Origin of the sequence: Sphingorhabdus sp. (genome assembly GCF_044357595.1) — a bacterium.
Classification (GTDB): domain Bacteria; phylum Pseudomonadota; class Alphaproteobacteria; order Sphingomonadales; family Sphingomonadaceae; genus Sphingorhabdus_B.
Map to the genome: position 1 here is coordinate 58,946 of NZ_JBIKPH010000001.1, position 14,466 is coordinate 73,411.

The 14,466-nt window shown below is 52.6% G+C and carries 14 protein-coding genes; 9 read left to right on the forward strand and 5 right to left on the reverse strand.

The genetic code is table 11. The features are described from left to right. Positions 1 to 112: 112 nt before the first annotated feature. The 4 genes from ACIQ2T_RS00295 (at position 113) to ACIQ2T_RS00310 (ending at position 4,433) form a co-directional block, all read left to right on the forward strand. The gene (locus tag ACIQ2T_RS00295; RefSeq protein WP_397589047.1) at positions 113 to 1,222 is read left to right on the forward strand and encodes a helix-turn-helix transcriptional regulator; all 1,110 of its coding nucleotides are present in this window, start codon (positions 113 to 115) and stop codon (positions 1,220 to 1,222) included. Positions 1,223 to 1,474: 252 nt separating this feature from the next. Beyond that, positions 1,475 to 2,428: an SDR family NAD(P)-dependent oxidoreductase gene (locus tag ACIQ2T_RS00300; RefSeq protein WP_397589048.1), complete on the forward strand. Its 954-nt coding sequence runs from the start codon at positions 1,475 to 1,477 to the stop codon at positions 2,426 to 2,428. 33 nt (positions 2,429 to 2,461) lie between these two features. Then, entirely contained in the window at positions 2,462 to 3,445 is a 984-nt protein-coding gene (locus ACIQ2T_RS00305) for an alpha/beta fold hydrolase (protein ID WP_397589049.1), read from the forward strand. A 43-nt stretch (positions 3,446 to 3,488) separates the two neighbouring features. Beyond that, a complete protein-coding gene (locus tag ACIQ2T_RS00310) occupies positions 3,489 to 4,433 on the forward strand; it encodes an alpha/beta hydrolase (protein WP_397589050.1) in 945 nt (314 codons plus the stop codon). Between the two features lie 150 nt (positions 4,434 to 4,583). On the opposite strand, the gene ACIQ2T_RS00315 is transcribed toward ACIQ2T_RS00310, so the two are convergent. The 3 genes from ACIQ2T_RS00315 to ACIQ2T_RS00325 all read right to left on the reverse strand — a co-directional run bounded on the left by ACIQ2T_RS00315 (position 4,584) and on the right by ACIQ2T_RS00325 (position 6,162). Continuing rightward, entirely contained in the window at positions 4,584 to 4,826 is a 243-nt protein-coding gene (locus ACIQ2T_RS00315; protein WP_397589051.1) for a hypothetical protein, read from the reverse strand. A 69-nt stretch (positions 4,827 to 4,895) separates the two neighbouring features. Next, the gene (locus ACIQ2T_RS00320) at positions 4,896 to 5,306 is read right to left on the reverse strand and encodes a GFA family protein (RefSeq protein WP_397589052.1); all 411 of its coding nucleotides are present in this window, start codon (positions 5,304 to 5,306) and stop codon (positions 4,896 to 4,898) included. A 73-nt stretch (positions 5,307 to 5,379) separates the two neighbouring features. Beyond that, positions 5,380 to 6,162 carry an enoyl-CoA hydratase gene (locus ACIQ2T_RS00325; RefSeq protein ID WP_397589053.1) on the reverse strand — a complete coding sequence of 261 codons (783 nt, stop codon included), beginning with the start codon at positions 6,160 to 6,162 and terminating at the stop codon, positions 5,380 to 5,382. A 149-nt stretch (positions 6,163 to 6,311) separates the two neighbouring features. Here ACIQ2T_RS00325 and ACIQ2T_RS00330 point away from each other — a divergent pair, with 149 nt between their 5' ends. Beyond that, the gene (locus ACIQ2T_RS00330; RefSeq protein WP_397589054.1) at positions 6,312 to 7,472 is read left to right on the forward strand and encodes an acyl-CoA dehydrogenase family protein; all 1,161 of its coding nucleotides are present in this window, start codon (positions 6,312 to 6,314) and stop codon (positions 7,470 to 7,472) included. 53 nt (positions 7,473 to 7,525) lie between these two features. Continuing rightward, positions 7,526 to 8,170, forward strand: coding sequence for a TetR/AcrR family transcriptional regulator (locus tag ACIQ2T_RS00335; RefSeq protein WP_397589055.1), 645 nt, complete (start codon positions 7,526 to 7,528; stop codon positions 8,168 to 8,170). Here the strand turns inward: ACIQ2T_RS00335 and ACIQ2T_RS00340 are convergent. After that, on the reverse strand, positions 8,159 to 8,941 hold the full coding sequence (locus tag ACIQ2T_RS00340; protein ID WP_397589056.1) for an SDR family NAD(P)-dependent oxidoreductase: 783 nt from the start codon (positions 8,939 to 8,941) through the stop codon (positions 8,159 to 8,161). The genes ACIQ2T_RS00335 and ACIQ2T_RS00340 overlap by 12 nt on opposite strands. 129 nt (positions 8,942 to 9,070) lie before the next feature. On the opposite strand from ACIQ2T_RS00340, the gene ACIQ2T_RS00345 reads away from it, so the two are divergent. Both ACIQ2T_RS00345 and ACIQ2T_RS00350 read left to right on the forward strand, forming a co-directional pair. Then, positions 9,071 to 9,877, forward strand: coding sequence for an enoyl-CoA hydratase/isomerase family protein (locus ACIQ2T_RS00345; RefSeq protein WP_397589057.1), 807 nt, complete (start codon positions 9,071 to 9,073; stop codon positions 9,875 to 9,877). 14 nt (positions 9,878 to 9,891) lie between these two features. After that, the gene (locus ACIQ2T_RS00350; protein WP_397589058.1) at positions 9,892 to 11,922 is read left to right on the forward strand and encodes an FAD-dependent oxidoreductase; all 2,031 of its coding nucleotides are present in this window, start codon (positions 9,892 to 9,894) and stop codon (positions 11,920 to 11,922) included. A gap of 147 nt (positions 11,923 to 12,069) precedes the next feature. Here the strand turns inward: ACIQ2T_RS00350 and ACIQ2T_RS00355 are convergent, their stop codons facing one another. Next, positions 12,070 to 13,143: a phosphotransferase family protein gene (locus tag ACIQ2T_RS00355; RefSeq protein WP_397589059.1), complete on the reverse strand. Its 1,074-nt coding sequence runs from the start codon at positions 13,141 to 13,143 to the stop codon at positions 12,070 to 12,072. A gap of 192 nt (positions 13,144 to 13,335) precedes the next feature. Between ACIQ2T_RS00355 and ACIQ2T_RS00360 the strand changes: the two genes are divergently transcribed. Beyond that, a complete protein-coding gene (locus ACIQ2T_RS00360) occupies positions 13,336 to 14,430 on the forward strand; it encodes a zinc-binding dehydrogenase (protein WP_397589060.1) in 1,095 nt (364 codons plus the stop codon). Positions 14,431 to 14,466: the final 36 nt, after the last annotated feature.

A 14,466-nucleotide genomic window follows, 5' to 3' on the forward strand; every position in this document is an offset into this window, starting at 1 on the left:
TGTCTTTCCAGTATTGATGGTTGACTTAATGCTGCACCCACTGCTTGGTCAACCAGACTAAGCATAATTGGCTGAGCTTTATACCCTCATTTGAGGGCAAACCGGAGAAGGAATGGCAGAACTGCTTGCCCCGCATGACGCGCTCTACGCTGCAATGGTCGAAGGTATCACATCTCATCCACCATGGACGGCGTTTACAGAAAATTTGCGAGATATGTTCGCAGCTACGCATGCAAACCTGATCTTTCGGACGAATGGTTCCAGTCAGGTTTTTATGGCGCAGTCGTCTAGTGCAGAAATAAAACAACATGGCGATCTGACCAAGCTCTACGATGCTACAACAGATCCGATCCCGTATTTTGAAATGCAGCCCTTCCGGTGTTACGAGATTGAGGATTTTCTTCACGGACAGAAAGCTGAAGAACACCCGTTCGTTAAGAACTTTCTTCGTCCCATCGGGATGGAGCAACTCTCGATCTGTCGCGTCAAAACTCCGAGTGGAATGCAAGCATGGCTCTCTGTCACGCGCTCTGGTTCCCATGGATTCTCTGCAATGGAGCACAGCAGCTTAACCGGGATTTCCCGGCACTTTGCCCTGGCGCTTGATCTATTTGGGCGTCTCCGAGAAGCTGAGGACGACCGCGACGCATATGCCCGGGTTGTTCATGCTGGGGCTTCTGGGATGGCTAGGCTCGACAAAGACGGAGAAGTAATTCACGTCGATTCCATAGCACAGAGGTGGCTGGATGAAGGGCGCATTATTCGGATTTTTGCCAACCGTCTTAGTGCCGTTGATCCTTCGGACGAAGCAACTCTTAAAGAAGCGGTTTCGAGGATTATGACGGGCGAAGTTGACGAGGAGTTTCTCGTTTTGAAGGCCGGAAGCGAAGAAAGCTTGGAGGTTCTGCTTTTTAAAGTGAGTGAGCCATTTGAACCTGCTTGGACACATGTACCACGCGCAATAGCCTATATGCGCATGAAAGGGCAGGAATTGCTTCCTTCTCCTCATCGCTTGCGGGTCAAGTTCGGGTTGACACGGCGTGAAGCGGCCCTCGCAATCCTGATTGCCCGAGGGTTGACGATCGGCCAAGCCGCCGTAGATCTTGGTATTTCGGAGCAAACAGGCCGAGCCTATCTAAAGCAGATATTCCAGAAGGCTGGCATCAGCAGGCAATCGGAACTCATTCTTCACGTCCATGGCAGCATAGGCGCAGTTTGTTGATGAGCGATGCCGGCACCTGAGGAAGATTTTTACCTAACGAGGCCCTCTAGGGAATTTTGCCAGTAAGATTTGCTAATAGTTAAATTAATCATCTTAATGTTTTAGATATATTGCTTTAAAGGGCATAGAAAGTCGGGGCGTGTTAGGTTGCCCCTTTTTGTGGATTTGGATTGACCGAAAGCCTTTTTTTTGCCCACTTATTTTTATGCGTCTGGGCGGTATATACTCAATAAACATGGAAAGCGTTGGTTTATGAATAAACGTATCATCTCTGCTTTTGGATGGAGCTCAACGGCTGCCGAAGTTGCTACTGGATATGACCTGTCCGGCAAACGGGCAATCGTGACGGGTGCTACTAGCGGGTTGGGCATTGAAACTGCGCGCGTCTTGGCGGGCTGCGGGGCGCAGGTCGTTTTGGCGGGGCGTAACATCAGTGAAGCGAAGCCGCTTGTCGAAGAAATTACGGCAGCAGGCGGCAAGGCCTATGCGGTTGCGCTGGATCTGGCCGATCTGCGCTCTGTAGAAGCATTTGCTGCTACAGAGGGCGGCTTGCCGCTGCATCTACTTATCAACAATGCGGGCATAATGGCATGTCCATTTGGACTTACTAAACAAGGCTTTGAATTGCAGATAGGGGTCAATCATCTGGGCCACTTTCATCTCACGAAGGCGCTGCTTCCCGCGCTCAAGGCGGCAAACGGTTCGCGCGTGGTGTCTGTGTCGTCTTCTGGTCACCATTGGGGGGCTTTTGATTTCGATGATCCAAATTTTGAAAATGTAACCTATGATCCGTTAGTTGCTTATGGTCGCTCAAAGAGCGCCAACGCCTTGTTCGCGGTTGAATTGGATAGGCGTTATAACGCGGATGGAATCCGTGCCTTTTCCCTTATGCCAGGCGGCATTATGACCAATCTCGGCCGATCAATGACCGATGACGTCAGGACGAAACTGGGTGTAGACCCGGTGAGTGCAAAAAATATCCGCTGGAAAACAATTGAGCAGGGCAGCGCAACCACGATCTGGGCGGCGCTGGGCCGGGAGCTTGACGGAACCGGTGGCCTATATCTCGAAGATGTTGCCGAGGCGGCGCCGAACGAGCTTGGTATGCATGACGGCGTGAAACCTTGGGCTATTGATCCTGAGCTTGCCGCGCGACTTTGGGATTGGAGCGAAGCGGTGATTGCTAACTCAGTGAACCCCGCTTGAATACTGATATGAGCATCAGAGAGGTAACAATTTATGTTGCGTAAGGACATTCGGATCAACGTTGAACCTGCCGAAGCCAAAGGTGAAAAACTTTTCGCAATGGTTACAGTTGTTACGCCCGATCCTGTATTGTTGGCTAGTAGGCCTTTGGTTTGGTTCGGTTGGCCTGGCGGAGGCTATAACCGGCACTATTTCGATCTCCAACTGCCGGGTCGCTCGGGATATAGCGAAGCCGAGTTTCATGTGGGCAAGGGCTCTATCTTTGTAGCTTGCGATCATATTGGCGTGGGCGATTCTTCCATACCCGAAGGGGCCTTTAATCATTCGGACATTGCGCGCATTAACGCTGCCGTCGCTCGTTCCGTTTTGACGGGTCTGCGGGATGGCAGCTTGATGACCGAGTTGCCTGCAATTGATAATCCTTTCCCCGTTGCGATGGGCCAGTCCTATGGCGGGTTGCTGCTGACGCATTTGCAGGCAGAGCACGGCTTGTTCAAAGGCGTCGCAATGCTTGGCTGGAGTGGCATCTGCACAATGGTCAAAGATGTCAGCGGGCAGGGTAATGTCGCCCCTCCTGCTGAACTCGAGGGCACAGAAGCTTTGCGAGACGGCCTGAACCATCCTTATCGTCGTTCCTTTCATTTTGATGATGTTCCGGAAGATATCGTGGCGGAGGACCTGCTTGGATATCCTGCACGCATCGGAGTGCCCGTGCCGGTCTGGGGCGCCTCGTTCATGCCGGGTGGCCCCAACTTTGCCCCTGAGCGCGGTCCGTTGGGCCCCGGCGTGGTTACCGATGAAGCCGCTGCGATCGATGTCCCCGTGTTCATTGGTAATGGCGAGATTGATGTGGCACCCGACCCACGTACCGAACCAGAGGCTTATCCAATGTCATCCGACATCACGACTATGGTGCTGCCGCGTTCGTCGCACATGCATAATTTTGCGGGAACAAGGGAAATTTTATGGAAGCGGCTAGAAAATTGGGCAGTCGGCATTCGTGATAGCTGGGGTTAGGGTCACGCCTTCCATAAACTGAAAGCGTCTTTAGGTAAAAAGCATGTCTACACTGCACCTCGTTGATCCTGAGTTGGTTCCCTTACTAGGTCTGTTTCCCAATATAGATCTTTCGCATGCGACGTTGGAGAAGGCGCGTGCCGAAAGTAATGCACTATCGGAAATGCACCCTCCGCCACCGATCGAACCAGTCCGTCATTTGGCGGCAGGGCGCGATGGTGCACCTTCGGTTCCAGTGCTAGTATTCAAGCCAGAAGGCGAAAAGCAGCGTCCGGCTATCCTGCATATTCATGGCGGCGGCATGGTGATGGGCTCGGCTTATGGCCTGCGCTCTGGACCATCCAGTTTTGCAGCCAAGCACGATGTTGTTATCGTGTCTGTTGATTATCGGCTGGCGCCTGAAGCTCCGTTTCCCGGGCCGCAGGAAGATTGTTACGCAGCTCTTGAATGGCTGATGGCGGAGGCGGGGTCGCTTGGGGTTGATCCTGCACGCATCGCTGTCATGGGCGAAAGCGCGGGCGGCGGCCTTGCTGCCGCACTGGCGCAGATGGTCAGGGACCGGGGCGCTCACAATTTATGCGCGCAAATATTGGTCTATCCGATGATCGACTATCGAACCGGAGGCAGCGACGACCCCTACAAAAACCCCAGTGTTGGTGAATTTGTCTGGACGCGAGAGAAAAATCAGTTCGGTTGGACTTGCTTAAAGGGTGATTATGGGGTGGATGATGAGCGCGTTGGTTGGTTTTCGCCGTCGCTGGCGTCGGATCTTGCAGACTTGCCGCCTGCATACATTGCTACAGGAACACTCGACCTCTTCTTCGATGAGAGCCTGGATTATGCTCAACGGCTATGTCAGTCTGGCGTAAAAACCGAGTTGCATAGCTACGCTGGTGGATTTCATGGCTTTAACTTTTTCACTGAAGCAGCTGTTTCTAAGGTTTTTGCCGCCAACCTTGATTCAGCCTTGGTGCGGCTCTTGGTTTAAACCTAGTACCCAGTTCCCCGATCGGCCAAGCCTTTGCTAAGCTCGCTCGCTTCCATAAGGTGAAGCCTGCTAAGATCAAAACAGTTTTATCACGGCCTGGATAGTTGCGGCAACCGGCGGCGCGAAGGCTGGGCTAGGCCGAAAATAATCCTATAGGAGAACGGGCAAATACGCGGAACAAAGAACTGCGAAAGCCAGGCCTCCCAGTGCGCGCGTAAGCGGAAACAAGGCGAGAATGCCGATGATGATTTGCAGCCCACCTGTGGTATAATTGACCAAGTTTGTTTGCAAGAAAGAAGGCACGAGTGCTGCAAAATCGGCAGGCTTTGCAAAATGGGCAGCGCTGCCAGCGATAATCACAAATGCGACCAATAATGATAGCGCTATATTCATTTGAATGTATCCGATTTTGCATGATATGTCAGCCAGTTGATTGGCCAACATGATGTGTTTTACCTCGCCTTAGCGCGTAGGAAATTTATCGAAGCTAGCAACACCGTCGGGTACAACGTGATAAGGCTTTTTCTCACAACAATAGACAGCCATGCTCGGCATATCGTAGACATTCTGATCGTCGAGGCTACCCACTTTGATGAGCACTGCACCGACCATGCGCGGGCTTTTTGTGAGGATGTGTGTCCCACATGTCCCGCAGAATTCACGTGTTACTGAGCCTTCAAAATCATCACGAGTGAACGCGCTCGGTTGTCCTGCAATATAGGTAAAACCAGCCGCTGGCATGCCCAAAATAACGTTAGCTCCACCGCCCGATATGTGTCGGCATTCCCGGCAGAAACACATGCCTTTGGCTAGAAATTCGCCCGTCGCCTCGTAACGCAGTGCGCCACAATAGCATCCTCCAGTGACAATCATATCAATCCATTTCTTATCAAAACTTTATACACTTAAAACTTACATCACTGAACGTTTGTGTCAACGACGACTGCTATTGGCTTCGACCTCTCGCTTGTACTTCCGCCCTACGCGCTTCGACTTGGTCGGGACGTACTGCCGCGTTTCGAGCAGACGAAATCTCATGTTCGGTTTGAAGCCCTTCGCGCAGATTCGATGCATATCCATCATTGATCAGCGCCTTGTAATCGATCAAAAATACGGGATCGATGGACGCAATGTCAGTAGCCATTTTGCGGGCCAATGGCATAAGTTCTTCGGGTGCAACGACATGGTTGACCAACCCCCAACGTTCCGCAGTTGACGCATCGAGAAAATTGCCGGTGAATGATAATTCTTTCGCTCTGCTCATACCTACAATGCGGGACAGTTTTTGAGATAGTCCCCAACCGGGCATTATACCTACACGGGCATGGGTATCGGCGAAGCGGGCATGCGTTGAAGCTATGAGGATATCGCAGGCAAGGGCAAGTTCAAACCCGCCAGTAATGGCCACACCGTTAATTGCGCCGATAAGGGGCTTGCGGCAAAGTTCGATGGCTTTCACCGGATTTTCATCAGCCCCTTGCGCATTTGCTGCGCCCAGCGCCCCTTCAGTTGACCCTAATTCTTTGAGGTCAAGCCCAGCCGTAAAGGCGCGGTCACCCGATCCCGTCAAAATCACGACGCGCACCGCTTCGTCGGCATCGAGCGCTTTGATCGCGTGGTAAAGGCTTGCCCTTAATGCAACAGACAAAGCGTTCATTGCATGGGGGCGATTGAGCGTGACGACGGCTACGGCACCATCATATTCGATTTCGACGATATTTTCTGCCATGAATAACCTCCAGACGCCCGGTGTGTTTGCAAAAACTGCGCATTAATCCTGTATCCTATTATGATGTTTTTACGCTACAGACTTTTTGGCAGGTTGCGGCAAAATCTTTTGCAAGCAATCAAAAGTCACGACCAAAGAGGCAGGAAATCATGCGCACTTTTACAGAAGATCAAATCATGTTCCGCGATGCCTATCGCAAGTTTCTGGCAACTGAAATCGCTCCGTATATGGAAGAGTGGCGGGAAGCAGGCATTGTTGACCGCGCGGCTTACAAAAAAGCCGGTGATCTCGGTTTTCTTATGGTGTGGCCCGACGAAAAATATGGCGGCATGGGGGACAATGATTTCCGCTATGAACAGATTATCATCGAAGAAACCGCCCGCGTAGGCTGCCTTGAATTCTTCAACACATTGCACAGCCGTCTAGTTGGTCCCTATTTCGAGCGATTTGGAACGCCCGAGCAGCGCGAGCGCTTCCTGCCTAAATGCGTCAGCGGTGAAACAATCTTGGCCGTAGCTATGACCGAGCCGGGGGCAGGATCAGATCTTGCCGGAATTCGGACTACTGCTGAAGATAAGGGTGACCATTTCCTCCTGAATGGTTCGAAGACGTATATTTCCAACGGCATCAATGCCGATGTTGTGATCGTCGCCGCAAAGCAAGTTGGAGCGGACAGCAAACATGCCATGGTGCTTTTAATCGTTGAGCGGGGAATGCCGGGCTTTGAGCGCGGCCGTAAACTTAAGAAAATGGGCCTTCCAGCGCAGGATACAGCGGAGCTGTTCTTTAACAACGTAAAGGTGCCAAAGGCAAATGTCTTGGGCGAGCCCGGCAAGGGCTTTTATTATTTAATGGAAGGACTGGCCGAGGAACGCCTGATTGGCGCAGTTGGTTATATTGCAAACGCGCGCCGTGCATTCGACATTACGCGTGATTTTGTCATGCAGCGCAATCTATTTGGTAAGGCGCTGTCGGAACAGCAAAACACGCAGTTTAAAATGGCCGAAATGGATTCTGAGATTGATATGGCGCAAGTTTATGTCGATCACTGTGTTACCGAACATAATGCTGGTCGGTTAACATCGACAATGGGAGCAAAGGCGAAAATGCTGTGCTCAGAGATCGAATGGAAGATGCTTGACCTTGGTGTGCAATTGCATGGCGGTGCCGGCTATATGGACGAATATCCGATCAGCAGGATGTTTACCGATGCCCGTATCAACAGGATCTATGCCGGAACCAGCGAAGTGATGCGGTTGATTATCGGGCGTGACGTATTCTCGCAGAAATATCAAAGCATGCTTGCTTAACGAAACTGAATAACTGCGGTTGCATGCTTAACGCCGTTTGGTAATTAGGTGGTATGGCCGTCCTTCTTACCGAAGCGCAATTATTTGATGTGCGTGATCGCATCCGCAGCATTGCCGAGCGCCAAATCGTCTCGCATGGGGTTAACGCTGTTTCGCTTCGTTCTATCGCGAGCGAAATGGGTTGGACTGCAGCGTCGCTGTACCGCTATTTTACAAGCAAGGCCGAGCTACTTGATTCTGTGCGCGCGGTTGCAAACGATCGTTTTTCATCGGCAATTGAAGCAGCATATAACAGCAGCAGCGACCTGTGGCAGCGGTCGCGCGCAATTGGCGACGCCTATGTCAATTTTGCTGAAACTGAGCCTGCAGCGTACCAGTTGATTTTTGCTTATGAACAAGAGGATGCGCACAAATCAGCGCAGCTAAAAACAGCCGAGTATCGGTCGAAAAAAACGCTCACGACTTATGTGCGCGATATGGTTTGCGAAGGCCTTTTAGAAGGGGATCCCGAACTTATTGCCCATGCGTGGTGGGCAGCAATGCACGGGTTGGTGGTCCTCCGGATGTCCGGAAAACTCGACGATTCTCCATCGTTCGATGTGCTGCGCGACGCCGCTGTACGAATGGTAATGCGGGGAGTGCGAGCGGGAGGGCGGGATGATAAAGTATCTGTTGTCGTTGCGATATCAGCCGATTAACGCCCCGCCATCGACCAATATGTCAATTCCGGTCGTATAAGATGACGCATCCGACGCTAGATACAGCGCGGCCCCGGCAATATCTTCCGGGGCGCCGACCCGGCCTAGGGGAATCTGTTTTACTTCACGCTCAACCGATTCCGGTTTGCTCGTGAGCACTTCAGTGGCGGGTGTTTCAATCAAGCCTGGGCTGATTGAATTGACGCGTATGCCATAGCGCGACCAATCCCGGGCAAGCGCCTTGGTCATAAACAGCAGAGCAGCTTTCGAGGTACCGTACGCTACCAAACCAGTGGTTGCGCGCAACCGACCAACGCGGTGGCCGCCAATCGATGCAATGTTGATAATCGATCCGCCGCCATTATCCTTCATATGTCGAGCTTCGGCGCGACAGCACCAGAATGGTGCCGAGAGAAAGCCGTCGATCGAGCGTTTCCATCCATCAACCGCACGATCATCGAAAATCCCTGAAGCCCCGGCAGGCTGCATGGCATTGTTAACAGCAATGTGAAGTCCGCCAAAATCTTGGACAACGCTGGCTATCATGGCATCGACGCGTTCGGGATCGCGGACATCACATTGGTAGAATTTGGCCTTAACCCCGAGGGCTTCGAGCTCAGCCGCGGTCTGCGCTCCCGCCTCGACATTGCGGTTGCCGCACACTGCAACGGTGGCACCCGCGCGCGCAAACTGATGCGCTATACCCCGTCCAATTCCACTGGTTCCGCCGGTTACAAGTGCAACCCTACCCGTGAGATCAAAATCCGTCATGGTCTGCGCCTCCAAAAACTAAAAAATGAGTTGTTTGCGCAAGTTGGTTGGTTCACCAAGCACAGAGATGTTGCTATACTAAACACTGTTCGCTACGCAAGTTGAAACATGAGATAGGAGTGGAATTCCATGTCCAGTGATTATCGCAACATCATCATTGAAAAACGAGGCGACGCCGACTGGCTGACTTTTAATCGGCCAGAAGCACTCAACGCGCTCTCACTTGAAATGGTCGATGAACTTAACGATTATTTCGGCAAGCTTTTTCATGACCGTTCTACCCGAGTGGTGGTCATGCGCGGGGCAGGGCGCGCTTTCTGTGCAGGGTTGGATATCAAAGACCGCAGCGAAGGCGATCCGTCAGAAGCGCCTTTCGGTGGTGGCTTTGGCTTTCAAGGCCATATTGCCGAGATATATGTGAAGATGCGCCGTTGTCCGCAGCCGATCATTGCCCTTGTACACGGAGCAGCATGCGGCGGCGGCTTTGCCTTTGCTCTGGCTTCGGACATTCGTATTGCGGGGGAAAGCGCGCGAATGAATGCGGCCTTTATCAAGATTGGCCTCTCGTCTTGCGATATGGGCACTAGCTATTTTCTGCCGCGGCTTGTCGGACTTTCGGTCGCGTCTGAATTAATGCTCACGGGCCGTTTCATCAATGCCCCGCGTGCTCTGGCGACGGGCCTCGTTAGTGAGGTGGTGCCAGACGATCAATTAGAAGCGGCGGCCCAATCCTATGTTGATGATTTGATTGCTGCTTCGCCTATGGGGCTACGGATGACGAAAGAGGGACTGAACCTCGCGGTCGATGCCGGTAATCTTGAAGCAGCGATGGCGATAGAAAACCGCAACCAGTTGATGACGGCCGCCAGCCCCAATTTCAACGAAGGCATGAATGCATTTCTGGAAAAGCGCCGTCCGCAATACACGCCAGATTAACCTAGGATACCAAATTGGCTCATTCGAAATATCCGCATATTTTTGCACCGCTTCAGGTTGGGCATCACCTGCTCAAGAACCGCATCATCATGGGATCTATGCATTCCGGTCTTGAAGACGTGCCAAATGCTGCGGAACGGCTCTCCGCTTACTTTGTTGAACGCGTCCGCGGCGGCGTTGGCATGATCATTACAGGGGGCATTACGCCGCATGCGAGCGGCGGCAAGGGCGCAAAATTAAGCGAACTGTCCGAAGTCCCCATGCACCGCGCGGTTACGGACGCAGTGCATGCCGCTGACCCGCAGGTCAAAATTTGCATGCAAATACTGCATTCGGGTTCCATCGCCAATGTTGATGAACCTGTTGGCCCATCGCCGGTTCAGTCCCGCATAGCAAGGCAAGCGCCGGTTGAACTCGATGCGGATGGTATAGAAGAACAGATTGCTGCCTTTGCCAATTGTGCCGCGTTGGCGAAAGAAGCAGGCTATGACGGCGTCGAAGTGATTGGTTCTGCCGGCTATCTCATTTCTACTTTCCTCGTCGAAAAAACGAACCAGCGTAATGATGAATGGGGCGGTAGCTGGGAAAACCGTATGCGTTTCGCTATCGAAGTGGTCCGCCGGGTACGCATTGCGATTGGCCCGGACATGATTTTAATCTTTCGCATTGCCGCAATGGACATGTTGCAAGGCGGCTTGGCTTGGGATGAGGTGGTGAGCCTTGCCAAAGCATTAGAGGCCGAGGGCGTAGATGCAATTAGCACCCATTTTTGCTGGCATGAAAGCCAGGTACCCACCATTGCTACTATGGTGCCGCGCGCTGCCTTTGCCGGGGTAACTGGACGGCTACGCAAGGAGGTTTCGGTACCACTGATTACCAGTAACCGCATCAACATGCCCGATATAGCAGAGGCTGTGCTTGCACGCGGAGACGCCGATCTGGTGTCTATGGCGCGGCCAATGCTGGCCGATCCTGAATTGGTCAATAAGGCGTTTGAGGACCGAGTTAACGAAATCAACACATGCATCGGTTGCAATCAAGCCTGCCTCGACCATACATTTACTGGTCAGACGGTCTCGTGCCTTGTCAATGCCCGTGCCTGCCGTGAGACTGAAATCGACATTCGTCCCACAAAAACCGCCAAACGGATTGCCGTTGTGGGTGCCGGTCCCGCTGGTTTGGCTTTTGCGACGATCGCTGCGGAACGGGGGCATCATGTAACCTTATTCGACGCCAGCAGTGCAATTGGCGGGCAGTTTAATCTGGCGCGAAAAATTCCCGGCAAGGAAGAGTTTGACGAAACGCTTCGTTACTTTGGACGGATGATCGAAGTACACAATGTGGACCTGCGGTTGAATACCCGCGTCACGGCCGATGCCCTGATTGCCGCAGGCTATGACGAAGTTGTTGTTGCGACAGGCATCACTCCGCGCAGTCTAAAAATAGACGGTATCGATCATGCCAAGGCCGTCAGCTATTTTGATGTGATTACCGGCAAAGCCGTTGTTGGACAAAAGGTCGCTATCATAGGTGCTGGCGGCATAGGCTTTGATGTTGCGGAGTTGATTACCCATGCGGGCGTGTCTGCGGCGCTGGATATCAATATATTTGCAAAGGAATGGGGCATCGATTTTGAGAACCATCCGCGGGGCGGGGTTACGGGCGTAGAGCCTGTGGTAGCCAGCAACGGACGAGAAGTTTTCTTGCTCCAGCGCAAAGCAAGTACGGTAGGCAAGGGCTTGGGCAAGACGACGGGATGGGCCCACCGGATCACCCTGCAGAGGCGTGGGGTGCATATGTTGGCTGGCGTTGAGTATGTTGCAATCGATGATGCCGGTTTGCATATCCGGCTGAACGGCACGCCACGCTTACTTGACGTCGATACGGTGATCATATGCGCCGGTCAGGAACCTGCGCGCCAACTATATGATGCGTTACTGGCCACGGGGCAAAGCACTCATTTGATTGGCGGCGCATATGAAGCTTCTGAACTTGATGCGAAGCGGGCGATTAAGCAGGCGACTGAACTGGCGGTCGTCGTTTAACAGAGATCCCTCTATCAAGGTGGATTAGCAGAGGAAATGACGCCCTAGTCTTCAGAGCAAAGCGGCTGCAGGATCGGGGTCGAGTCTAGTTCGACCTCAGAAGTCAAGGAAGGCTAGCTGTCATATCAGAGGAGTGTAACTATATACTCACACATCCCAAAGAGAGAAAAAATCAAAATCTGCCGCTGCCATGCCGAGTCGAAATGTAAGCGCGCGGATTACATCTTCAGGCTGGTGCGAAACATGATTAGTTGGCCAGATAAAAAGTGGCATGGCGATGTACCTGCGATATTCATCCCAGGCATCGGTAAACTTCGGCACTTGCCGACAGCCGTGCTTCTTCAGGCAATCGAGATAATGGATAAGCAGGTCTCTTTCTGCAATCCTGCGATCCGCAGGTTCAAGGGCTGTTACAACTGAATAACTGATATCATGTGCCCAAGGGCCGCGCGAAAGGGTCTGCCAGTCGTAAAGACCCGCAGCGCCATCTGCGGTCGTGTAGCAGTTCCCCGGATGCGGATCGGCGTGAAGGAGGCAATAGTCTGTGCCCGCCTCAACTTGTCTCACCATCTTCCAAAATGCGGCTTCGATCCGGCCACCGTCTCGAACACTTTGGGGCAAGCCTTCGGCACGTGGTCCCGCCATAATTTGACGGACCCGCTCGCCACCATTAGCTATTGCCCATTCACTGAGTGGTCCCGTAGAGCAGACTGGCAGAGAGACACGGTGGTCTTCCGCTAGCGTAGGGTCACGCCAGCGCAGGGCATGTAGAGAAGCAAGGCTGTCAATCAGGGAAGCAACGTCATCGACACTTCGTGTGACACGGCCGTCCCACATTGTACCGCCAGAATATGGGATATCCTCCATCAACACCAGGCCATCGCCATCACCCTGCCAGGCGGAAAAGTAGCTGGCCGGAGCTTTAATCGAAATCAAAGAGGCCCATTCTGAATAGAACTGGGCTTCTCTGGCATAGATGCCCATTGCTCGGGCAGAGGCACTATGTGGTTCCCAGCCCCCTTTTGCCCAGACCACGCTCGGAAGATCATGCGGATTACGAGTATAACTGAGCCGCAGTCTAACCTTCGTACCCGCCCCGGCAATCCTCAGTTCATGAAGGGCGCTGTCCACAATCGTGCCTGGGAACTTTAGGTTAAATGCAGCTGTTAGCCACGTTGCGGTCAACCCCTCTACCTCAGAAGGTATGTCAACTTTACGCACCGCATTTTCCATTTTTCCCTCATGTCTCCGGCATTTCAAGTTGCCAATTGTCTATTATTCAGAGATTGGACATCAGATCGAGACCCAGTCATGTGCTTCCATACGCCACTCGCGCGGTCAGGCAAGAGATTGAACTGTCTGTTTCCATTTAGCTGCTTACCATCCATCTAAGTAAAGGAGATAAATCGCAGCATGAGCATTAAGACTAGAGCAGCCATCGCGCCAGGCAATGGCGAGCGGCTTATCATAGATGAAATTGAGGTGCGTGCACCGGGTCAAGGTGAAGTATTGGTAGAGATGAAGGCGTCTGGTCTTTGCCATACTGATCTTTCCGCAATGGAGGGTAAATTTCCGGTGAAGCTGCCGGCAGTGCTTGGCCATGAAGGAGCTGGAATTGTCGTGGAATGTGGTCCGGGCGTCACTTCTGTTAAGCTTGGCGATCCCGTTATCCTAAGCAACACTGCACATTGTGGAACCTGCCCACCCTGTCTTTCAAAAAAGACCGGTTACTGCGATAGCATGGGGCAGGATGCCCGCGCGCCGTCGCCGTTTACGTGGCGTGGGGAGCCACTTGGCCGAATGGGACCGTCAGCCAGTTTCTCCGCGCATACAATCATCGATCCTGCGCGGCTAACGCACATTGATCCGGCCATGTCTTTCGAAACAGCATCGCTTGTCCCTTGCGGCGTGATGACGGGCTTTGGTGCCGTCAACAATGTTGCCAAGGTTGAGCTGGGCAGCAAAGTGCTGGTGTTCGGTATGGGGTCCATTGGTTTAAACGTCTTGCAAGCGTGCAAACTGGCGGGCGCGTCCGTCATTGTCGCGCTTGATACCAATCCTGCCAAAGAAGCGGTCGCGCGCGAATTTGGTGCCACTGATTTTATCAATCCTGCAGATGATGTTGTACCGCTTGATAAGCGGATAAAAGCGTTGCTTGGCGGTTATGCTGACTATGCGTTCGATTGTGTGGGGCATCCCGCAATCGTAAAACAAGCAGTTGGCTTGGTGAACCCCTATTGGGGCGTGATGGTCGCTGTCGGCATTGCACCGGTAACCGAACAAATCACTCTGCCAGCCGCGACCTTTTACTTTGGCCGTTCGATACGCGGCACATTTATTGGTGATTGCAATCCAGTGACCGATACGCCGAAAATTCTGGAGCATTACCACCAAGGTAGGTTGGCTATTGACCGCCTCATTACCCACCGGATTTCGCTTGAAGAGATTAACAGCGGCTTTGACCTGATGAAATCCGGGCAAGCAATCCGCACGGTAGTGATATTCTAAAATCAAAAGGCCGGAGAGACGATATGTGTATCTCCG

What these genes read in the sequence shown, in the direction of transcription:
- ACIQ2T_RS00300 (WP_397589048.1), top strand. Translation starts at nt 1,475, where the DNA reads ATGAATAAACGTATCATCTCTGCTTTTGGATGGAGCTCAACGGCTGCC.
- ACIQ2T_RS00335 (WP_397589055.1), top strand. Translation starts at nt 7,526, where the DNA reads ATGGCCGTCCTTCTTACCGAAGCGCAATTATTTGATGTGCGTGATCGC.
- ACIQ2T_RS00325 (WP_397589053.1), bottom strand. Translation starts at nt 6,162, where the DNA reads ATGGCAGAAAATATCGTCGAAATCGAATATGATGGTGCCGTAGCCGTC.
- ACIQ2T_RS00330 (WP_397589054.1), top strand. Translation starts at nt 6,312, where the DNA reads ATGCGCACTTTTACAGAAGATCAAATCATGTTCCGCGATGCCTATCGC.
- ACIQ2T_RS00315 (WP_397589051.1), bottom strand. Translation starts at nt 4,826, where the DNA reads ATGAATATAGCGCTATCATTATTGGTCGCATTTGTGATTATCGCTGGC.
- ACIQ2T_RS00360 (WP_397589060.1), top strand. Translation starts at nt 13,336, where the DNA reads ATGAGCATTAAGACTAGAGCAGCCATCGCGCCAGGCAATGGCGAGCGG.
- ACIQ2T_RS00345 (WP_397589057.1), top strand. Translation starts at nt 9,071, where the DNA reads ATGTCCAGTGATTATCGCAACATCATCATTGAAAAACGAGGCGACGCC.
- ACIQ2T_RS00340 (WP_397589056.1), bottom strand. Translation starts at nt 8,941, where the DNA reads ATGACGGATTTTGATCTCACGGGTAGGGTTGCACTTGTAACCGGCGGA.
- ACIQ2T_RS00295 (WP_397589047.1), top strand. Translation starts at nt 113, where the DNA reads ATGGCAGAACTGCTTGCCCCGCATGACGCGCTCTACGCTGCAATGGTC.
- ACIQ2T_RS00320 (WP_397589052.1), bottom strand. Translation starts at nt 5,306, where the DNA reads ATGATTGTCACTGGAGGATGCTATTGTGGCGCACTGCGTTACGAGGCG.
- ACIQ2T_RS00305 (WP_397589049.1), top strand. Translation starts at nt 2,462, where the DNA reads ATGTTGCGTAAGGACATTCGGATCAACGTTGAACCTGCCGAAGCCAAA.
- ACIQ2T_RS00310 (WP_397589050.1), top strand. Translation starts at nt 3,489, where the DNA reads ATGTCTACACTGCACCTCGTTGATCCTGAGTTGGTTCCCTTACTAGGT.